Here is a 19241-nt window from a genome sequence, read left to right on the forward strand (position 1 = left end):
CCCGCAACATGTCACGGCCTTCCGGCGCTCCGCCCGCCACCAATGACTCCGCCTCGCCGTCCTGCCCCACGCTGGACTGCCTGCACTGCTCGGTTCGCCACCTGGCGGTGTGCTCGGCGCTGTCTCCCGATGAAGTCCAGGCGCTGGAACAGGTCACCGTGTCGCAGCAGTTGACGATGGGCAGCACCCTCGCGCGCAGCGGCGAAGAGCGCCAGCATGTCTATACATTGAGCGGCGGCGCGCTGCGGCTGGTACGCACGCTTGCCGACGGCCGCCGCCAGATCAATGGCTTCGTGCTGCCCGGCGATTACCTGGGCCTGAGCGGCAGCGACCACCATCGCTACGACATCGAGGCCATCGCCGACAGCCGCGTGTGCCGCATCGCCCTGCCGCAGATGAAGGGCCTGCGTGCGCGCTATCCGCACCTTGAGCGCAAGCTGCTGCAGCGCGCCTGCCAGGAACTGGATGCCGCGCAGGATGCCGCACTGGCATTGGCACGCCTGCAACCGGCGGAAAAACTCGCTGATTTTCTGCTCCGCCTGGCCGCGCGCGAGGCCAAGCTGGGCGGAGATGGCCTGCGCGTTTCGCTGCCGATGGGCCGCGGCGACATCGCCGATCATCTGGGCCTGACCATGGAGACGGTCAGCCGCACCTTCACCAAGCTGCGCCAGCAGGGTCTGATCGCCCTGCCCCATCTGAACGTCGTTGAGATCCTCGACGAGGATGGCCTGCGTAGCCTGGCCGGTGAAGTACAGGGCTGAGCGCCCTGACGTTGCCGGGGTTGCCGGCCAGCGGCCGGCACTACCAGAAGCACGCATCGCAGGTAGTGCCGGCCGCTGGCCGGCAACCGCCGGGATATCCAATCAACGCATCAACACCGCGCGCAACGCTGCGTAATCGGCCGCCAGTGGCTCGGCATGCGCTGGACGCTGCAGCAGCGCCTCCAATGCCGGCGGCACCGCCACCGCTTCGCCGATCAACGGTTCCACCACTGACTCGAACTTGGCCGGGTGCGCGGTAGCAACCACCGCCCAATCGCCCTTGGCGCCGCCCGCGCGCAGGTCCTTCAGCACCTTCACCGCCGTGGCCGTGTGCGGGCAGAACAGTTCACCGTCGCTGGCATGGGCGCTGGCAATGGTCGCGCGGATGGTCACGTCATCCACTGCGAAGGCGCGGAACGCTGCGCGCAGTTCGGCATCGTCACCCTGGTACAGCCAGCGCAGCCGCTCGAAATTGCTGGGAGCGCCGACATCCATGGCATTGGCTACGGTCGCAATGCTGGCCGCCGGCTGGTACTGATCGCCACCGAAGTATCGCGGCAGCACCGCGTTGGCATTGGTCGCCAGCACGATCTGCCCGATCGGCACGCCCAGCGCGCGCGCCAGCACCGCCGCCATCGCGTTGCCGAGATTTCCGGTCGGCACCACCAGGTTCAAGCGCCGTTGATGCTGCGCGTGGTGGGTCAGCGCCGCATGCGCGTAATAGCTCATCTGCGGCAGCAGCCGGCCCAGGCTGATGCTGTTGGCTGAACTCAGCGGCACCTGTGCCTGCAGATCGCGGTCGGCCAGCGCCTGCTTCACCATCGCCTGGCAATCGTCGAACGAACCAGCTACCCGCAGCGCCTGGATGTTGTCGCCGAAGCAGCCGAGCTGATGGGCCTGTCGCGGCGACACCCGCCCATCGGGATACAGCACCACCACGCGTACACCGGTTTGCCGATGGAAGGCCGCCGCCACGGCCGCGCCGGTGTCACCGGAGGTAGCCACCACGATGGTCAGGTCGCGGCCCTTGCCGGTCTGTAGGCGCGACAGCACGCCGGCGAGGAAACGCGCACCGATGTCCTTGAACGCCGCCGTCGGCCCATGGAACAGTTCCAGCACGTGATTCCCACTATTGCCCAGCGCACGCAATGGCACGGGAAAATCGAAAGCCTCACGACAGATCGATGGCAGGGCATCAGCCAGCGCATCCCCGTCGAAGAAAGGCGCCAGCAGGTCAGCGGCGGTGTCGGCCAGCGTCGCACCGGCCTGCAACGTGCGCGGCGCCGGCAACACCTGCGGCACGTACAGTCCACCATCAGGCGCGAGGCCGGCGGCGATGGCCGCACTGAGTCCAACAGCCGGCGACTGGCCACGGGTCGAAACGAATTGCATGGGATCGATATCCGGTAGGGAGGAAGAAGTCAGCACAAGTTGGCTCCGGGTGCATCGAGTGGCGAGACCCAGGCATCGCTGTCGAAGCCGGCAGCGGCAAACGCCGCACGCACCGGCTCGGCTGCCGCGCGCGCCTGCTCGGCATCTTCAAACCAGGCGAATACGCTGGGCCCGGCGCCGGAAATGCCTGCGCCCATCGCACCTGCCGCCAATGCCGCATCGCGCGCCGCGTCGAAGCCCACGATCAGGCCCGCCCGCCGCGGCTCGACCAGCACATCACGCAGGCCGGCGCGCACCAGCGATGCATCACTGCGATGGCAACCACTCAACACCAGCCCCAGGTTGGCGCTCTGCGCAACGAATTCGCTCAGCGCGTAGCTGCCCTGCAGCGCCTGCCGCGCACGTCGGGTTTCCAGCACCGCATGCGGATGCACCAGCAGGCTGTGCCAGCTGGCCGGCACCGGAATCGGCACCAGGCGATCAGCCGTACACAGCGCCACGCCCCCCAGCAACAGCGGGCCGACGTTGTCACCATGGCGGCCACCGCTGGCCACCGCTTCGCCATCCAGTGCAAACGGATACAGCGCTTCGCGCGACAGTGGCACGTCCAACAGCGCATTGGCCGCCACCAGCGCGGCCACGCAGGAGGCAGCCGATCCGCCCATGCCGGAGCCGAAGGGAATGCCCTTGTCGATCTCGATGGCAAAACCGAAGCCCAGTCCCAGCCCCTCACGCAGCGATATCAGCGCCGCGCCAGCGGTGTTGCCGGCGGCTTCCAGCGGCAGCTCCACCGCACTGCCGCGGATCGCATCGATGCGCACCCGTGGCTCGTCGATGCGGCGCACGCTCACCGTATCGCCGATACCGGCGATGGCGTGACCCAGGATGTCGAAACCCACGGCCACGTTGGCCACCGATGCGGGCGCGAAGGCGCGTGCGATCACAGCCGCGCTCCTTCGCCGGCCGCCACCCGCAGCAGATCAGCGAACACGCCGGCAGCGGTCACTTCCGGACCCGCGCCCGGGCCCTGCACCACCAGCGGGTTGTCGCAGTAGCGGCGGGTACGGAACTGCACCACGTTGTCGGTCAACCGCAGGTTGGCGAACGCGTGGTCGGCCGGCAGCTCCTGCAGGCCGACCGAGGCACCGTCCGGCCCCAGCCGTGCGACATAGCGCAGCACTGCACCGCGCTCACGGGCGTCGTGCAACCGTGCCAGCAGCGCCTCATCGGATGCGCCCAGGCGGCCCATGAAGTCGTCCACGCTTCCCTCACGCAGCAACGCCGGCACCAGGCTCTCCACCTGTACCTGCTCCAGGCTGAGTGCGTGTCCGGCCTCGCGGGCCAGGATCACCAGCTTGCGCGCGACGTCCACACCGGAAAGGTCATCGCGCGGATCCGGCTCGGTGTAGCCCATCGAACGCGCCTGCGCGACCAGTTCCGAGAACGGCTGGCTGCCGTCGAAACGATTGAACAACCATGCCAGCGTGCCGGAGAAGATACCTTCGACGGCCAGCACTTCGTCACCGGTATCCACCAGGTCACGCAGCGTGGTGATCACTGGCAGGCCCGCTCCGACCGTGGCCTCGTAGCGGAAGCGCGCGCCACTGGCCGCCGCCGCCGCGCGGATGCGCTGGTAGCGCGCAAGCGGCCCGGCGCCGGCCTGCTTGTTCGGGGTCACCACATGGATGCCTGCAGCCAGCCAGCCTTCATAGCGCTCGGAAACTTCGGCGCTGCCACTGCAGTCGATCACCACCGCATGCGGCAGATGAGCGGCCAGCAGGTGCTCGGTGAAGTGGTCCAGGTCGCTGCTCTGTCCGGCGTCCTGCAGCGCCTGGCGCCAGTCTTCATGCAGGCCATCGGCCTCCAGGCGCATGCGCGAGCGTGACGCAAGCGCGCGCAGGCGCAGATCGACGTTGGCCTTGGCCAGCAGCTGCGGGCGCGCGGCCAGCAACTGGTCCAGCAGCGCGGCGCCGACATTGCCCGGACCGATCACGCCCACCGCGAACGTCTGCGGCGACAGCCAGAACCCCGCATGCGCGGCACGCAGCGCGCGGGTCGCATCGGCGCTTGCCACCGCCACCGAGATGTTGCGCTCGGACGACCCCTGTGCGATCGCCAGGATGTTCACCTGCGCCCGGCCCAGCGATTCGAACAGTCGTGCGGCCACGCCTGGCTGGCCCGCCATGCCATCGCCGACCGCGGCCAGCACGCTGACGCCCTCGCTGACCTGCACGCGCTGCACCTGGCCGGCAGCCAGCTCGTGCGAAAACGCCTGCACCACCGCATCGCGACCACGCGCCGCTTCGCCTGCGCGGACAACACAGCAGATCGAATGTTCGGAAGAGCCCTGCGAGATCATCACTACCGAGACCTGCGCCTGGCGCAGCGCGGCGAACACGCGTTCGGCGGTACCCGGCACGCCGATCAGACCGGTGCCTTCCAGATTCAGCAGGGCCAGATCCGCGCTCAGCGTCAGTCCTTTCACCGGGCCACGTGGCGAGCGCTCGGCGCTGATGCGGGTACCCGGATGGCTGGGCTGGAACGTATTGCGGATGAAGATCGGCAGGCCCAGCCGGATTGCCGGCGACATGGTCTGCGGATGCACCACCTTGGCCCCGAAGTAAGCCAGTTCGCAGGCCTCGTCGTAGCTCAGCGCGTGCAGCTGCACAGCCTCCGGCACCAGACGCGGGTCGGCCGACAGCACGCCGTCGACGTCGGTCCAGATATGCAGCTCATCGGCATTGAACAGCGCGGCGAAGATCGCACCGGAATAGTCGCTGCCGTTGCGGCCCAGCGTGGTGACACGATCCTGGCGGTCGCGGGCGACGAAGCCGGTAGCGACCACGCGCAGCTGCGGATGCTGCAGCCGCCACGCGGCAAGGCGGCCGGCACTGGCATCCCAGTCGACATCCACGCCCAGTTCGCCATGGCCGACCACCAGCACATCGCGTGCATCCAGCACCGCGCAGTCCTCACCCAGCGCGCGCAAATGGGTGCCGAGCAACTGCGCGGAGAATACTTCGCCCAGGCCCTGCACGCGGTCGAGCACTTCGCGCGGCAGTTCACCGATCACCGCCAGTGCGGCCAGCACCTCGGCCAGCTGGTCGAAGCGCGCGTCGATCCAGTCCACGGTGTCGCCCACCTGCTCACCCAGCAGCGCTACCGCGGCACCGCGATGGCGCGCGCGCAGTGCATGCCAGGCTTCCTGCCAGCCGGCATCGCCCTGGGCTGCCAGGTGCGCCAGTTCGATCAGCGCGTCGGTAACACCCTTCATGGCCGAGACCACGCTGACCTGCAACGACTCGGGGCGGGCCAGCAGCAGACCGGCAACATGGCGATAGCGCTCAGCGTCGGCCACCGAAGTACCGCCGAACTTGTGCACGACAGTGGACGGCGCAGCCAGAGCGGACGCAGCGGGGGAATGGGCGGGGGCGGTGGAAGACATGCAGACCTCGGTTGGAGGCCCCGTCGCATGCAGGTGGTCGAGTTTCCCCGTCACCTGGATGGTGCGGGGCCGTTGTTTTCGGGAGTTACACGAAGACGACGGGCCGCACCAGGGCAGTGGTGACGGTGGTGGTGGTAATGGTGGTGGTGATGGCGACCGGCGCAGTCGAACGGCCCGCGGCAGCGGGGGCGATCAGACGGGCGTTGGCGGCATCAAGGACCATGACGTACAGAAAACACCGGCGCGATGGCCGCTGTCAAGTGTTGCGGCGCAATATTTCTTTGCGGCGATCATCGGCCAACGTGCCGGCATTTGGTTGCAATTGAGACAAACCGGTGATCGTCGGCTTCAATGCGCCGATTCAGCCGACATGTTCGGTGATCGCGCGTGGCGTGCGGTGCGCATGCGCGCACAACAGCACGCCGCCGACCAGCAGCACGATCGCCAGCAGTTCAAGCAGGCCTGGCCAACGTCGCTGCCAGGCAAAGGCATACAGCAGCGCGAACAGGGTTTCGAACACGATCATCTGCCCGGTCAGGGTCAGCGGCAGCAGGCGACTGGCGCGGTTCCAGAACGCATTGCCGAGGATCGAAGCAACCACCGCAACGCCCGCGCTGATGGCCCAGAACCCACTCCACTGCGCTGCCGTATGAGTCCCGGCGTGTCCGATGAACGCCATCGGCACCAGCAGCAGTGACAAGCCGCCAGTAGTGACACCGGTCAGCAGCGACCAGTCATGGCTGGAAAGATCGGGCCGCCGCGCCAACCAGCGGCTGTTGCCGATGGAGTACGGCGCCCATGAGAACAACGCACCGAACGCGCACAGCAGGCCGATCAGGCGCTGCCGCCAGGGAGTGCCCAGGTGTTCGGACATCAGCGCCTCCCAGCCGACCATCGCCACCCCTAGCACGCACATGCCCAACGCCGGCAGCAACGGCTTCAACGGCACCGCGCCCTGCTCGCGCACGCCCACCAGGGTGACCACTACCGGAATCAGGCCGACAATCAACGAAGCAGCGGCGCCACCGGCCCACTGCACCGCCGTGGCCAACAGCAGGAAGTACACCAGGTTGCCGGCGAGGCTCAGCCACAACAGGCCGATCCATTCGGCACGGCCGAGCTTCGGCGCCAAGCGCTTCCAGCGCGGCAGCAGCAGGGCCACCGCGATCAGGCCATAGACCAGATAGCGGCCAGCGGAGAGCTGCAGTGCATTGAAGGTGTCCAGCACGGCGGGCGCGAGGAAGACCACGCCCCACAGCGCACCGGCGGCAATGCCATTGGCGATGCCCAGAGCAATCGGGTTGTTGCGCATTACAGGTTCTTGGCGGGAGAGCACAGGCCGCGAAGTGTAGGCGACAGAGGAAGCGGCGTATTGACCGAGGCTACTGGCCGCCCGCCCGCCGCCATGCTGCCGGCGTCTGCCCGCATTCGCGGCGCAGCGCACGAGTCAGTGCGCTCTGCTCGGAATACCCTGCGGCCAGTGCGATGTCGCTGATCGATGCCGGGCTGACCCGCAACTGGTGCTTGGCCCAGCGCAGCCGGCTGGCACTGAGCCAGGCCTGCGGGCTGAGCCCGAATTCGCGCTGGAACACTGCATGCAGACGGCTTTCGCTGATGCCGACGAAGGTGGCCATGCGCGCGACTGGCCACGCCTGCCCCGGCATTGCCTCGACGGCAGCGCACAGACCCTGCAGGCGCGCGCCGCTGCCGGCCGGGGCGAACATGTGCAGCAGGTCCGGCAACAGCGCCGGCACCGGCTGCCCTGCCTGCACCCGGGCAAGCCGCTGCCGCAGCGACAACGGCAGGTGCAGCCAGCGTTGCCGGCACAGGTGCTCCTGGGTTGCGTCATCAAGCACGCCCGGCCCGCAGTCGACAATCACGAAACCGTTGGGCCCATCGGCCAGTTGGTCGTGCGCCTCGCCAGCAGCCACGAAGGCGCCCTGCAGCAGGTCAAGACGACCGCCCCTGCCCTCCATCTCGAACTGCAGCTCACCCTGCAGGGGCAACACCCACTGCGCATAGTCGTGGCGATCCAGGCCGGTGGCCTGACCGTAGTGCCGCAGGTGGAAAATGGCGCCCATCCGTCGAGTGTGCGCGTGTAACACGGGCCGTGCAAACCGCTGCTATAGTCGGCCCGTCACCCACGCATGGAGTGCAGGTCATGACCCAACAGCACGTATCCCTGATGCTGGCTGCCAGCCTTAGTCTGGCACTTGCCACCAGCGCCTCTGCACAGGAACGCACGCCACCGGCCCCGCACTGCATGGACGCTGTCGGTGTCCAGGAAGTGGAGCAGGCATCACCACGCTCGATCGCGATGCGCGCCGCCTCCGGCCAAGCCTATCGCATCGACTTTGCTGAGGATTGCCCCGGCATCCGCGCGGCCACCACACTGAAGCTGGAAGCACCCGCCGGCTGGGCCTGCGGTCGTCCCAGCGAGCGCGTCGTGGTCGACGGGCGCAGCTGTGCCGTCAGTGCGGTCACTCCGGTTCAGGCCCGCGACTACGCCAGCGTGGCGCGCGACAGCGACCGCCTGCACACGGCCACCCTGCCCGCCATGACGATCCGCCAACGCAAGGACGTCCGCCGCGGCTTCGGCGGCTCGGCCTCGTATTGTTTCGCCACCCGCAACGTACGTGCCTGGTCGTCCGATCCGCAGGGCATGCTGGTGGAGACCAATCCGCATCGCAATGGCGGCCATCGCTACTACCGCATTGAACTGGGCAGCCACTGCCGCCAGCTCGACCGCGCGCCGCAGCTGAGCTTCCGCTCCGGCATGCAGAACGGCCTGATCTGCGGCAATCCCGGCGATCGCATCCTCACCGCCGGGTTTGAGAACGGCGACCTGAGAAACGACGAAGTGGCGCCACTGCCGCAGTACACCCGTGGCAGCTGCACGATCCAGGCCGTCTATCCGGCCTCCAGCCAGGCATCGAACTAGCCCTCGACGCCAAGGAAGGTGAACGGCGCGCTGGGCACGAAATGGCCCAGCGCATCGCCGGCAAACGTATTGCGCTGGTCTCGGCCGAGATCGAGCTTGAGCACCTTGCCGCCAAAATCGACCTTGTTCAGATCGACCCAGAAGGTATTGGGTGTCAGTGCCGACTCGAAGAAGTACAGGCGCCGCTTGTGGTCGGCGACCGTACGCCAGCGGGTGGACGAGATGTTCGGCTCGCCCGGCGTGGTGATGCCGAACGGTACCGACACGTTGCGGATCACGCTGAACACGCTGGCCAGCGCCTCCACCGGATCTTCCGCTTTCGGAATCGCGTTGATGTAGAACGACGCGCGCGCGAAGCGGTCGGCCGAACGGTTGGTGCCTGGCAGCATCACCGTGCCACCGATCTGCTGCCAGTAGCTGTTCAACGCCAGCTGCTGGTCGAAGACCGGCGAATTGGTCATCACCTGGTAGCGGCGATCGTGGTGGATCACCTGGCGCCCGCCGATGTATTCGACGATCGCGCTGTCACCTGTGGCGTCGGACAGCGACAGATGCAGCGTCGCCTGGCGGTCCTCGCCTGGCACCTTGTCGGTGACGATCGAATACGGCTCGCGCTGCAGGGCGGTCACGGCTTCTTCCACCGTGGCGAAATTATCCAGCACGTACTGCGCCCACAGCGAGATCGAGAGGCCGGGCTTGCCGCTGCGCTGGGCAGGGTATTCCGACTCGACCAGCCACAGCAGGTTGGCGACCAGGCCCTTCTCGTTCATGCCATCGGTGGTGGAGATATCGTAGCCGGTGGCCACCACGCTGCCGTAGCGCGCGGTCCAGGCGATCGACCCCGGCCCCGCCTGTCCGGTACGCGCAATGCCACGCGGCAGCACGTAGAGATTGGTGGCCACGTCCACTTTCCAGTCCATCGAGCGAGCGGTGATGACATCGCCGTTGTCGCCCAGATACACCGCGCGTGTGCAGGCCATGGCCGGCATCGCCGCCGTCGCCAGTGCCGCCGCCAACAACGCGCTGCCCTTCCACTCCATCCGTGCCATGCCATGCTCCTTTCCCCGGGAAGAATGATCTGAACCCTGCAACGGTGAGGCAAACGTGAAACCTCAGCGCAGCCAGCGATCATGCAGCCAGAAACCAGCCGCCATCGCCGGCACGAACCACAGGGCTTCGCGCGCGCCCACCGCCAACGCAGCCAGTGCGGGTCCTGGGCAGTACCCAACCCAGCCCCAGCCGATACCGAACATTGCCGCACCCAGCAACAACCGCCTGTCGATGGCCTGTGCCGTCGGCAGCTGGAAACGCTCGGCGCAGCATGGACGTTTCCGCCGCCGCAACCACAACTGGCCAAGTGCGCTGACCAGCAGCGCCGACGCCAGCACCCAGGCCAGCGTGGGATCGAAGTCGCCAGCCACATCGAGGAATCCGAGCACGCGACGCGGATCGGTCATGCCGGCCAGCGCGAGGCCGGCGCCGAACAGACCACCGGCAGCACATGCGGCCCACAAGCTGCGGCTCATGCAAGACCCGCGCCGTGGCGCACCAGGAACGTGGTGAGCATCGCGCAGGCCATGAACACCAGCACCGCCACCAGCGATCGTCGTGATCCCCGGGCGAGGCCACAGACACCGTGGCCGCTGGTGCAGCCATTGCCCAGCCGCGTACCGACGCCCACCAGCACACCGGCACCGATTAATTGCCAAGCCGGCAGTGCGTCACGCAACAACGCGCGCGGTGGTTGTCCCGCGCCCGCCTGCCAGCTCAGTACCGCCGCAGCAGCCACCATCAGGCCGAGCAGGAAGGCCCAGCGCCAGCCACGATCACCACGCGGTGCGGCCACGGTGCCAGCGGTGATGCCGCTGATGCCAGCCACCCGCCCCAGCGTGGCCAGCAGCACCACCGCCGACGCACCGATCAGGCCGCCGCCTGCAATTGCCGCCCATGGCAGGTTCACGTCCTGCCCCACTGTATGGCGCGCATCGGCTTGCCCTTTAATTTAGATTTTCCTAAATTAGGCTTTCCTGAACTACCGGGTCAAGCCGTGCCCAGCGTTACCACCGACAGTGCAGCGATGGCCGCGCATGCTGTGCAGGCGGCCAGCCTGCTGAAATCGCTGGCCCACCCGGCGCGACTGCGTGTGTTGTGTCGTCTGGTGGAAGGCGAAGCACCGGTGCCGGAGCTGCAGGCGGTGACCGGCCTGAGCGCATCGGCGCTGTCACAGCATCTGGCCGTGCTGCGCCATCTGGATGTGGTGGCAACGCGACGGCAGGCACAGACACTGCACTATCGGCTGCTGGAAGGTCCGGCGCTGGGGGTGCTGCAGGCATTGCACGCGGCGTACTGCGCACCGTAACGCTAGCGATCAGCCCGCGCTGAGCGCCGGCCGCACGACCTCGGTCAACAGATCCACCGCGGTGAGCAATGCACTGTCACCGTTCACCGTGCGGGCGAATCCCGACCAGTCACCTGCGGAAAGCTGGCGCAGCAGCGCAGCGTCCACCGGCAACACGCGCATCGCCCAGTACGGAAACTGGCGCTGGCCAACCCGGCCGCGCGCGAGCTCGACGATGTCGACATGACTGCCAGCCTGCAGGATGCGCTCATACACCGAATCGATGCCATCGGGTGGACCTTCGATGTACTGCAGGAAGCGCTCGCCGTCATTCAGCAACACGCCGGTCACCCCTGCCACCTTGTTGAAGCGCGCGGCATCTTCGACCAGCGCCTGCAGACGTTCGGCGGAAAGATCCGGCTTGGACTGGCTGACGTAGGCGATGGCACGCAGTGGCATGGAGCTTCCTTTGCAAGAGTGGTGCCACGGTAGCAGTTGCGGACGAGTCCGTCTCAGTACGCTCACGCGCCAGCTGAAGAATTCAGGTAGCGACCGGACTGCGTCCATCGGCGCGGCGCGGCAGCAGTGCCTCGAACACCACCTGTCCTGCGTCGTTGCGCGCGCTCAGCTGTCCACCATGGGCACGCACGAACTGGTCAACGATGTACAGGCCCAGCCCAAGCCCGTTGCTCTGGTGGAAGCTGGCCTTGAACGGTTCGAACAAGCGCGGCAGCAACGCTTCATCGACATGGCCGGCGTTGCTTACGCGCAGCGCGACAATACGTGCATCGCTGCCGTCGACCTGTACCTGTACCGCCGCGTCGGCGCCATGGGTGAGTGCGTTGCCGACCAGGTTGGCGATGATCTGCCCCAAACGATCCATGTCGCCCTGCAGTGTCGAATCACCGCGCACATCCAGTGCGATCCGATCGGTTCGATGACCGGCACCGGCCTCCACCAGCACCGCACGCGTCACCTCGGCCAGGTCGCAGGCGCCACTCTGCAGGCGCAGGCCACCACTGCGGATCCGCGAGAAGTCCAGCAGCTGCTCGACCATGCGCGCCATCCGCAGCGTGCTGGCTTCCAGATAGCTCAGTGTCTGCTGCGCGCCGGCATTGTCGGCCGGCAGCTCCAGCGACAGCTTGTCGGCACACAGCAGGATGGCCGACAACGGCGTGCGCAGGTCGTGGGTCAGCACCGCTGCCATGGTCTCGTTGAGCTTCAATGCGCGCTCCAGCGCCTCGTTGCGCGTCTTCAGCAGCTGTCGCTGCTGGTAGAGCTCGATGAACACGTTGACCTTGCTGAGGATCACCTGCGGCGCCACCGGCTTGTGCAGGAAATCCACCGCGCCGGTCCCGTAGCCCTTGAAGACCCTGTGCGGATCGTCCGGCGAGGCGGTCAGGAAGATGATCGGCACGTCGCGGCTGCGCTGCGAGCCGCGCATCAGCTCGGCCAGCATGAAGCCGTCGATCTCCGGCATGTGCACGTCCAGCAGCGCCAGCGCCACCTCATGCTCCAGCAGCAGTTCCAGCGCCTGCGCACCGGAATCGGCCAGCAGCAGGTTGACGCCCTCGCGGCGCAGCAGCGCCTCCATCGCCACCAGGTTCTGCGGCACGTCGTCGACGATCAGCAGGTTGACCGGGGCCTGCGACTGGGCAGGGTCCGGTGGCAGCAGGTTCATGCAAACAACTCCTTCAGGCGACGACACATCAGTTCAAGGGGCAGCACGGCGTCGGCGCCGGCGTGCTGCAGGGCGGAGGCCGGCATCATCGATGCCTCGGCCTCCTCGGGGCATTGCAGCCAGGCCTGGCCACCCGCAGCGCGCACCGTGGCTACGCCATCAGTCCCGTCGCTGCTGGCACCGGTCAGCAGGATCGCCAGCACGCGCGTGCCGAACACGGCTGCGGCAGATTCGAACAGCGGATCGATGGCCGGCCGCGAGAACAGCACCGGATCGTCCATCGACAGTGCGATGGCCTGCGTGTCCTCCACCAACAGGTGGTAGTCCGGCGGCGCGAACGTCACCGTTCCCGCCTGCAGCGGTTGCTTGTCCTCCGCTTCACGCACGGTCAGCGCGCAGTACGGCGCCAGCACATCGGCGATGCGGCTGGAACGGTCGCGCGGCAGGTGCAGCACCACCAGTACCGGCACCGGCAGGCTGGCCGGCAACGCGCCAAGCACGATCTGCAGGGCGGCCACGCCACCGGCCGATGCACCGATCACCACCACTCCAGGGCGGGACATCGCCACCATCAGGCCACCTTCCGGTACAGGCGGTGCTCCCGCGAACAGGCTTCGAACGCATCGTGATGGCGACCGAACTGCAGCGACTCCTTGCTGCCCAGGCCGAGGAAGCCGCGATGCACCAGTGCTTCGCGGAACAATCCCACCGCCCGATCCTGCAGGTCGCGGTTGAAATAGATCAGTACATTGCGGCAGGACACCAGGTGCACTTCCGAAAACACCGTGTCGGTGGCCAGGCTGTGGTCGGCGAATACCACGTTGCGGCGCAACTGGCGATCGAAGACCGCACCGTCGTAGGCGGTGGTGTAATAGTCCGACAGTGAACCGGTACCGCCAGCGGCAAGGTAGTTCCGGCTGAACTGCGCCAGGCGGTCGATGCCGTAGGCGCCGGCTTCGGCCGTGGCCAGTGCAGCGGGGTTGATGTCGGTGGCGTAGACGATGCTGCGCTCAAGAAGGCCTTCCTCGTGCAGCAGGATCGCCAGCGACCACACTTCCTCGCCGGTACTGCAGCCGGCCACCCACAGCTTCACCGAGGGGTAGGTGCGCAGCACCGGCACCACCTGTTCGCGCATCTGCCGGAAATACTCCGGGTCACGGAACATCTCCGAAACCTGCACGGTGAAGAACTGCATGGCCTGGGCGAACAGCTCCGGCTCGTGCAGCAGCCGATGCTGCAGGTCCGACAGGCGCTCGCATTCGTAGCGCTGCATGGCCTGGCTGACGCGACGGCGTAGCGAGGACACCGCATAGCTGCGGAAGTCGTAGTGGTAGCGCTGGTACAGCGCTTCCAGCAGCACCTTCAGCTCCAGGTCGAACAGCGCCTGCTCGTTCATTGCCGCGAGCACCAGACCCGGCACAGCGACACCAGCTTGTCCACGTCGATGGGCTTGGCGATGTAATCGTTGGCACCGGCCTGCAGGCAGCGCTCACGGTCATCGGGCATGGCCTTGGCGGTCAGCGCGATGATCGGCAGGTCCTGCAGGTGGCGCTGCGCGCGGATCTCGCGCATCGCCTGCAGGCCATCCTTCTCCGGCATCATGATGTCCATCAGCACCAGGTCCACCTCACGCTGGGCCAGCCGATCAACGGCCTCCTGGCCGTTGCGGGCGATCTCCAGCGTCACCCCCAGCGGCTCGAGCACGCTGGACAAGGCGAAGATGTTGCGCACATCGTCCTCGGCCAGCAGCACGGTGCGTCCGTCGAGCACGGTGTCGCGGCGGCGCGCTTCGCGCAGCAGGCGCTGCTGGTCGCTGGGCAGGTTGGCCTCCACGCTGTGCAGGAACAGCGTCACCTCGTCGAGCAGGCGTTCGGGCGAACGCGCGCCCTTGATGATGATGCTCTTGGAGTAGCGGCGCAGGCGCTGCTCTTCTGCGCGGCTGAGGGCACGGCCGGTGTAGACGATGACCGGCGGGAAGCCGACATCATCGTTGCCCGCCATGTGCTCAAGCAGGTCGTAGCCACTGCCGTCGGGCAGCGACAGGTCCATCACCATGCAGTCGAAGGTGACCGTGCTCAGCTGTTCCACCGCTGCGGCAAGCGTGCCGACAGCGGCGATCTGCAGCTGATCGCGGCCCAGCAGCAGCTCCAGGTTGCGGCGCAGGTCGTTGTCGTCTTCCACGATCAGCAGGCGACGCACGTCGCGCTGGCTGGTCTGTTCAAGCTGCTCGATGGCAGCCACCAGCCGCTCGCGCGTGGTCGGCTTGATCGCGAAACCGATCGCGCCCAGCTCGCGCGCCACCTGGCTGCGGTCCATGCCGGAGACCACGTGCACCGGAATGTGCCGGGTATCGGGATTGCGCTTGAGCCGTTCGAGCACGGTCAGGCCCGAAACGTCGGGCAGGCCGATGTCCAGCAGGATGCCGTTCGGGCGCAGTTCCGCCGCCAGCGCCAACGCCTCTTCGGCGGTGGTGGCTACCACGCAGTCGAAATCGAGCTCGTGCGCCAGCGTCACCAGCGCTTCGGCGAAGACCGCATCATCTTCCACGGCCAGGATCAACCGCCCTGCGTGGTGGCGCCGGCCACGGTCATCGGCCACAGGTGCGACCGGCGCTGCACTGGATCGCTGGGCAGGTGCTGCAGGTGTCACCGTCGCGACGGGGGCCCGCTGCACGGGCACGGCCACTGCGGCTTCTGCAGTGGCCTCGGCCATCGGCGCGCCCTGCAGGGGCAGCTCAAGAATGAAGCAGCTGCCGCGGCCCGGCTCGCTGTCCACCTGGATATCGCCGCCCATGCGTACCGCAAGGTCACGCGAGATCGACAGGCCCAGGCCGGTGCCGCCATAACGGCGGCGGGTGCTGCCATCAGCCTGGCGGAAGGCTTCGAAGATCAGCTGCAGCTGGTCGCGTGCGATGCCGATGCCGCTGTCGGAGACCTCGAATCGGATCCGGCCATTGCCGCCGCTGCGAACGTGCAGGCTGACCTTGCCGTGCTCGGTGAACTTGACCGCATTGGCCAGCAGGTTCTTCAGGATCTGCTGCAGGCGCTGGTTGTCGGCCACCAGCTGGCTGGGGGCCAGGCCATCGGCCTCGATCTGCAGCGCCAGGCCTTTCTGCCGCGCCATCGGCTCGAAGGTCTCACGCAGCCGCTGCAGCACGCTGTCGACCACCACCACTTCGTCGGCCAGTTCGACGTGCCCTGCCTCGATGCGCGACAGATCGAGGATGTCGTTGATCAGCGCCAGCAGGTCGTTGTTGGATGACAGGATGGCGCGGGCGTACTTGACCTGCTCGTCGCTGAGCGTGCCGTCCTTGTTGTCGGCCAGCAGCTTGGCCAGGATCAGCGAACTGTTCAGCGGCGTGCGCAGCTCGTGCGACATGTTGGCCAGGAACTCGGACTTGTAGCGCGAGGTGGCGGCCAGTTCGTTGCTGTTACGGACCAGCTGGCCCTGCGCGACCAGCAGCGCCTGCTTCTGCGCCTCCAGCTCGTGGGTGCGCTCTTCCAGCTGCACATTGCTCTGCTCAAGCTCGGCCTGCTGCTGTTCCAGATGGCTCTGCGACTGCATCAGGCTGCGGCTCTGCTCTTCCAGCTCCTCGTTGGCCACCCGCAGTTCTTCCTGCTGTGCCTGCAGCTCTTCGCCCTGGCGCTGCGACTCCTCCAGCAGCACCATCAATTGTCCACGCAGCATCGAGGTGCGCAGTGCCATGCCGATCGTTTCGGCGCAGCGCTCCAACAGCTCGTCGTCGAGCGCGCGCTGATCGCCCACCACCGAACGGCCGAGCTCGATCACACCGACCACAGCGCCGTCACTGCTGACCGGGGCGAGGATGCGCTCGCGCACAGGCACGCGCCCCAGGCCCGTCTGCAGTTCCAGCGTTGCCGCGTCGCCGCCCTGCAGGTGCCGCGCCAGCTGGTCGCGGGCGACCTGCCCTGCCACCCCTTCCTGCAGGCCCAGCGTGGCCGGGATGCCGGTCGGCAACGCCAGCCCACCGGTCAGCTGCAGGCGCCCCCCCTCCAGCCGATAGAGCGCTCCGACATCCGCGCGCAGGTGGGTCGCCAGCGCCGTCACCGCCGCCTCGGCAATCTGCTCGGGCGCCAGCTCGCCGCGCAGGCCAAGCGCCACTGCGTTCTCCGCTTCCTGCAGCCACAGCGCGCGCATCGCCTCGCGCCGCGCCTGGATGGCGCGTGATGCGATGAGCGCGATCATCAGGAAAGCGGCGCCGCCGATGGTCCGGTTGACGAACGAGAAGGACGAATTGGTGCTGGCCGGCGCCACGTTGTAGCCCACCGCCAGCAGCACGCAGGCGCAGACGGCCACCACGAACGGCACCCGGGCGCTGCGCTGGAACACAGTGACACCGATGGCCATGAAATAGGCCAGCCATACGGCATAGCCCAGCGGCACCACCAGTTCCAGCGCGGCCGTAGCCGCCACCAGCACCGCCGAGGTCATCCAGATCCAGCGGTCACGCGTAGTCGCACCAGGACGCATGCAGGTCGGTTCCACATTGGAAAAGGGGGGTGATGTTACTCCGTGTCGCATTCAGCCGCATACGACCAATGGCACGGGCACTGCGTGCACGCTTTCTTCACACTCCACTGCCTACGTTCTCGTGCCTCACACAGGTAATACGCATTTCATCGTGGTCGCTGCCGCTTCGACGCCGTCCGTGTTGACGGACCCTTCCCGACAGCTGCGATTGCTGATCGACAGCGTGCGCGATCATGCGCTGTACCTGCTCGATCCCGATGGCATCGTCTGCAGCTGGAATCCCGGTGCCGAGCGCATCAAGGGCTATCGGTCGGAAGAAGTCATCGGCACCCACTTCGGGCGCTTCTACCTGCCGGCCGAGCGCGATGCCGGCGAGCCGCAGCGGCTGCTGCGACTGGCGGCGGAAAGCGGGCACCAGGCCGCCGAAGGCTGGCGGGTGCGCCGTGACGGGTCGCCGTTCCGCGCCAGCGTGGTCATCGAGTCGGTGGTCGAGAACGGCGAGCTGGTGGGCTTCGTCAAGATCACCCGCGACATCACCGAGCAGTGGCAGGCGCAACGGCTCCTGCGCGACGCGCAGCGGGCGCTGCGCCAGACCCAGCAGTTCGAGACGGTCGGCCAGCTCAGCCGCGGCCTTGCCCACGAGTTCAACAACCTGCTGACCACCATCGTCAATGCGCTGGACCTGCTGTCGGCACGCATGGGTGATGATGAGCGTGCCAATGCCCTGCTCACCACCGCGCAGGCGGCCAGCGATCGGGGTGCCCTGTTGACCCGGCAGCTGCTGGCCTTCAGTACCGGGCAGACCCTGATCCGCGAAACGCTGGATATCAATGCGCGTATCCACGACTGGCTGCCCGCCCTGCAGGCCACCTGCCCTGCCGGCGTCACCCTGGAAACCGCGCTGGCGGCCGGCCTGCCTGCGATACTCAGTGACACCGTGCAGCTGCAGACAGCGCTCGCCAATCTGGTCGGCAACGCTGCGGACGCCACGGTGGGGGGCGGTCGGGTACTGATCGCCACCGCGCTGGAACACCGCATGGACCCCGACGCCGAAACATCACGGCAACGGACCTATGTGACGTTGAGCGTCTGCGATGAGGGCCATGGGATGGCCCCGGACATCGCCGAGCGCGCGACCGAACCCTTCTTCACCACCAAGGACATCGGCAAGGGCAGCGGTCTGGGCCTGAGCCAGGTGTTCGGATTCACCACCCAGAGTGGCGGCTTCGTTGATGTGTCCACCACGCCCGGTGTCGGCACCACGGTCAGCCTGCTGCTCCCTGCTACCGAGGACCCCGCACATGACCGATGATCCGATCCGCGTATTGATGGTGGAGGACCAGACCGATCTGCGCGAGATGATCGGGCTGGCCCTGCGCGACTTCGGCATCGATGTGGCGACCACGGCGGATGCGCAGGAAGCGGTCGCCCTGTTGCAGGGTGGCGCGCGTTTCGATGTGGTGTTCAGTGACATCAGCATGCCCAACGGCATGTCCGGCATCGAGCTGAGCGAGCACGTCGCGCGCGACCAGCCGCAGGCGCGGATGATTCTTTCCTCCGGCTATGCGCGCTCGCAGTTGCCGCCGCTGCCCGAGCAGGTGGAATTCCTGCCCAAGCCTTACCGGTTGCGGCAGCTGGTGGAGTTGCTCAAGCAGGAGTGAGGGACCGTTGTTTTGCCAGGCATGGCCTGGCACTACCGGGTAGCGACCTCTGCGGGCCTGCCAGGCATGGCCTGGCGTTGCCCTGTCATCAATAGCGACCCACCAGGTTCAGGTACCAACCGCGGTGCGTGTAGTCGAACTTGGTCAGGTCGTCACTGAAGTCGGTGAAGTTGTAGCCCACGCCGACCCGGAAGTTGCGGCCGACATCGCCAAGCAGCTCGGCACCCTGCTCACGAACGCGTTGGCCCATATCGAAACGGCTCACCGCGTAGCTACCGTCGATCTGCCTCACCCGAGTGCGGCTGAGCTCTACCAGGGCACGAAGAGCAGGATCAACACGATTGCCAGCAGCACCGCGGCGACGGTCAGCAGCACGTTGCGCTGACGCCAGGAAGGCTTGGGGGTGCCGGGGGTATTCATGGGGGCGCTCCTGGGCAACCGTTGGGGACGCCACCAGACTGCCGAGTCCGGCTGCAGCAGCGCGTGCAGGTGATGTGCACTGGGAGTGCAGAGCCCCACCCCGCCCCGAAC

20 protein-coding genes are annotated in these 19241 nt (G+C 67.2%); 5 read left to right on the forward strand and 15 right to left on the reverse strand.

Going from position 1 to position 19241, the window contains the following annotated elements:
- Window positions 1-8 precede the first annotated feature (8 nt).
- Window positions 9-761, forward strand: a complete 753-nt coding sequence (locus GIW57_RS21815) for a helix-turn-helix domain-containing protein (protein WP_236512860.1) — start codon at window positions 9-11, stop codon at window positions 759-761.
- A gap of 102 nt (window positions 762-863) precedes the next feature.
- Here the strand turns inward: GIW57_RS21815 and thrC are convergent, their stop codons facing one another.
- The 6 genes from thrC to GIW57_RS21845 all read right to left on the reverse strand — a co-directional run bounded on the left by thrC (window position 864) and on the right by GIW57_RS21845 (window position 7679).
- A complete protein-coding gene (thrC, locus tag GIW57_RS21820; RefSeq protein WP_236512848.1) occupies window positions 864-2153 on the reverse strand; it encodes a threonine synthase in 1290 nt (429 codons plus the stop codon).
- Between the two features lie 29 nt (window positions 2154-2182).
- Window positions 2183-3097, reverse strand: coding sequence for a homoserine kinase (locus tag GIW57_RS21825; RefSeq protein WP_236512850.1), 915 nt, complete (start codon window positions 3095-3097; stop codon window positions 2183-2185).
- Complete coding sequence (gene thrA / locus GIW57_RS21830) at window positions 3094-5598, reverse strand: bifunctional aspartate kinase/homoserine dehydrogenase I (RefSeq protein ID WP_236512851.1); 2505 nt, start codon at window positions 5596-5598, stop codon at window positions 3094-3096. The genes GIW57_RS21825 and thrA overlap by 4 nt, the downstream gene beginning before the upstream one ends.
- Window positions 5599-5683: 85 nt before the next feature.
- On the reverse strand, window positions 5684-5821 hold the full coding sequence (locus tag GIW57_RS21835) for a hypothetical protein (RefSeq protein WP_236512853.1): 138 nt from the start codon (window positions 5819-5821) through the stop codon (window positions 5684-5686).
- A gap of 138 nt (window positions 5822-5959) precedes the next feature.
- Window positions 5960-6910 carry a DMT family transporter gene (locus tag GIW57_RS21840; protein WP_236512854.1) on the reverse strand — a complete coding sequence of 317 codons (951 nt, stop codon included), beginning with the start codon at window positions 6908-6910 and terminating at the stop codon, window positions 5960-5962.
- A gap of 70 nt (window positions 6911-6980) precedes the next feature.
- Window positions 6981-7679 (reverse strand): AraC family transcriptional regulator, encoded by a 699-nt coding sequence (locus tag GIW57_RS21845; protein WP_100465194.1) that lies wholly within the window; start codon window positions 7677-7679, stop codon window positions 6981-6983.
- Window positions 7680-7759: 80 nt separating this feature from the next.
- Between GIW57_RS21845 and GIW57_RS21850 the strand changes: the two genes are divergently transcribed.
- The gene (locus GIW57_RS21850; protein WP_236512856.1) at window positions 7760-8539 is read left to right on the forward strand and encodes a DUF6491 family protein; all 780 of its coding nucleotides are present in this window, start codon (window positions 7760-7762) and stop codon (window positions 8537-8539) included.
- Here GIW57_RS21850 and GIW57_RS21855 read toward each other — a convergent pair.
- From GIW57_RS21855 to GIW57_RS21865, 3 genes are all read right to left on the reverse strand, one after another.
- The gene (locus GIW57_RS21855; RefSeq protein ID WP_100465192.1) at window positions 8536-9588 is read right to left on the reverse strand and encodes a linear amide C-N hydrolase; all 1053 of its coding nucleotides are present in this window, start codon (window positions 9586-9588) and stop codon (window positions 8536-8538) included. The two genes, GIW57_RS21850 and GIW57_RS21855, sit on opposite strands and share 4 nt — an antisense overlap.
- A 63-nt stretch (window positions 9589-9651) precedes the next feature.
- Entirely contained in the window at window positions 9652-10065 is a 414-nt protein-coding gene (locus GIW57_RS21860; protein ID WP_100465191.1) for a YeeE/YedE family protein, read from the reverse strand.
- Window positions 10062-10499 (reverse strand): YeeE/YedE thiosulfate transporter family protein, encoded by a 438-nt coding sequence (locus GIW57_RS21865; RefSeq protein ID WP_100465190.1) that lies wholly within the window; start codon window positions 10497-10499, stop codon window positions 10062-10064. Before GIW57_RS21865 ends, GIW57_RS21860 begins: the two co-directional genes overlap by 4 nt.
- Window positions 10500-10616: 117 nt before the next feature.
- Here GIW57_RS21865 and GIW57_RS21870 point away from each other — a divergent pair, with 117 nt between their 5' ends.
- Entirely contained in the window at window positions 10617-10898 is a 282-nt protein-coding gene (locus GIW57_RS21870) for a metalloregulator ArsR/SmtB family transcription factor (RefSeq protein WP_236512862.1), read from the forward strand.
- A gap of 9 nt (window positions 10899-10907) precedes the next feature.
- Here GIW57_RS21870 and GIW57_RS21875 read toward each other — a convergent pair whose 3' ends face one another.
- From GIW57_RS21875 to GIW57_RS21895, 5 genes are all read right to left on the reverse strand, one after another.
- A complete protein-coding gene (locus GIW57_RS21875; protein ID WP_100465188.1) occupies window positions 10908-11336 on the reverse strand; it encodes a BLUF domain-containing protein in 429 nt (142 codons plus the stop codon).
- Window positions 11337-11418: 82 nt separating this feature from the next.
- Window positions 11419-12558, reverse strand: coding sequence for a hybrid sensor histidine kinase/response regulator (locus GIW57_RS21880; protein ID WP_100465187.1), 1140 nt, complete (start codon window positions 12556-12558; stop codon window positions 11419-11421).
- Complete coding sequence (locus GIW57_RS21885; RefSeq protein ID WP_100465186.1) at window positions 12555-13130, reverse strand: chemotaxis protein CheB; 576 nt, start codon at window positions 13128-13130, stop codon at window positions 12555-12557. The genes GIW57_RS21880 and GIW57_RS21885 overlap by 4 nt, the downstream gene beginning before the upstream one ends.
- Entirely contained in the window at window positions 13130-13954 is an 825-nt protein-coding gene (locus GIW57_RS21890; protein ID WP_100465185.1) for a CheR family methyltransferase, read from the reverse strand. The genes GIW57_RS21885 and GIW57_RS21890 overlap by 1 nt, the downstream gene beginning before the upstream one ends.
- Window positions 13951-17049, reverse strand: a complete 3099-nt coding sequence (locus tag GIW57_RS21895; protein WP_236512858.1) for a response regulator — start codon at window positions 17047-17049, stop codon at window positions 13951-13953. Before GIW57_RS21895 ends, GIW57_RS21890 begins: the two co-directional genes overlap by 4 nt.
- A gap of 178 nt (window positions 17050-17227) precedes the next feature.
- On the opposite strand from GIW57_RS21895, the gene GIW57_RS21900 reads away from it, so the two are divergent.
- Window positions 17228-18361 (forward strand): PAS domain-containing sensor histidine kinase, encoded by a 1134-nt coding sequence (locus GIW57_RS21900; RefSeq protein ID WP_100465734.1) that lies wholly within the window; start codon window positions 17228-17230, stop codon window positions 18359-18361.
- Window positions 18351-18710 (forward strand): response regulator, encoded by a 360-nt coding sequence (locus GIW57_RS21905; RefSeq protein WP_089240789.1) that lies wholly within the window; start codon window positions 18351-18353, stop codon window positions 18708-18710. The genes GIW57_RS21900 and GIW57_RS21905 overlap by 11 nt, the downstream gene beginning before the upstream one ends.
- A gap of 88 nt (window positions 18711-18798) precedes the next feature.
- Here GIW57_RS21905 and GIW57_RS21910 read toward each other — a convergent pair whose 3' ends face one another.
- Window positions 18799-18975, reverse strand: a complete 177-nt coding sequence (locus GIW57_RS21910) for a hypothetical protein (protein ID WP_157804887.1) — start codon at window positions 18973-18975, stop codon at window positions 18799-18801.
- Window positions 18976-19241: the final 266 nt, after the last annotated feature.

Origin of the sequence: Stenotrophomonas sp. PA-6-5C (assembly GCF_021605635.1) — a bacterium.
GTDB classification, from domain to species: Bacteria; Pseudomonadota; Gammaproteobacteria; order Xanthomonadales; family Xanthomonadaceae; genus Stenotrophomonas; species Stenotrophomonas lactitubi.

Excerpts from the sequence above, each read along its gene's own strand:
- GIW57_RS21890 (WP_100465185.1), bottom strand. The coding sequence starts at position 13,954 with ATGAACGAGCAGGCGCTGTTCGACCTGGAGCTGAAGGTGCTGCTGGAA.
- GIW57_RS21860 (WP_100465191.1), bottom strand. The coding sequence starts at position 10,065 with ATGAGCCGCAGCTTGTGGGCCGCATGTGCTGCCGGTGGTCTGTTCGGC.
- GIW57_RS21905 (WP_089240789.1), top strand. The coding sequence starts at position 18,351 with ATGACCGATGATCCGATCCGCGTATTGATGGTGGAGGACCAGACCGAT.
- thrA (WP_236512851.1), bottom strand. The coding sequence starts at position 5,598 with ATGTCTTCCACCGCCCCCGCCCATTCCCCCGCTGCGTCCGCTCTGGCT.
- GIW57_RS21855 (WP_100465192.1), bottom strand. The coding sequence starts at position 9,588 with ATGGCACGGATGGAGTGGAAGGGCAGCGCGTTGTTGGCGGCGGCACTG.
- GIW57_RS21875 (WP_100465188.1), bottom strand. The coding sequence starts at position 11,336 with ATGCCACTGCGTGCCATCGCCTACGTCAGCCAGTCCAAGCCGGATCTT.
- GIW57_RS21870 (WP_236512862.1), top strand. The coding sequence starts at position 10,617 with ATGGCCGCGCATGCTGTGCAGGCGGCCAGCCTGCTGAAATCGCTGGCC.
- GIW57_RS21815 (WP_236512860.1), top strand. The coding sequence starts at position 9 with ATGTCACGGCCTTCCGGCGCTCCGCCCGCCACCAATGACTCCGCCTCG.
- GIW57_RS21895 (WP_236512858.1), bottom strand. The coding sequence starts at position 17,049 with ATGCGTCCTGGTGCGACTACGCGTGACCGCTGGATCTGGATGACCTCG.
- thrC (WP_236512848.1), bottom strand. The coding sequence starts at position 2,153 with ATGCAATTCGTTTCGACCCGTGGCCAGTCGCCGGCTGTTGGACTCAGT.
- GIW57_RS21840 (WP_236512854.1), bottom strand. The coding sequence starts at position 6,910 with ATGCGCAACAACCCGATTGCTCTGGGCATCGCCAATGGCATTGCCGCC.
- GIW57_RS21835 (WP_236512853.1), bottom strand. The coding sequence starts at position 5,821 with ATGGTCCTTGATGCCGCCAACGCCCGTCTGATCGCCCCCGCTGCCGCG.
- GIW57_RS21845 (WP_100465194.1), bottom strand. The coding sequence starts at position 7,679 with ATGGGCGCCATTTTCCACCTGCGGCACTACGGTCAGGCCACCGGCCTG.
- GIW57_RS21885 (WP_100465186.1), bottom strand. The coding sequence starts at position 13,130 with ATGGTGGCGATGTCCCGCCCTGGAGTGGTGGTGATCGGTGCATCGGCC.
- GIW57_RS21850 (WP_236512856.1), top strand. The coding sequence starts at position 7,760 with ATGACCCAACAGCACGTATCCCTGATGCTGGCTGCCAGCCTTAGTCTG.
- GIW57_RS21880 (WP_100465187.1), bottom strand. The coding sequence starts at position 12,558 with ATGAACCTGCTGCCACCGGACCCTGCCCAGTCGCAGGCCCCGGTCAAC.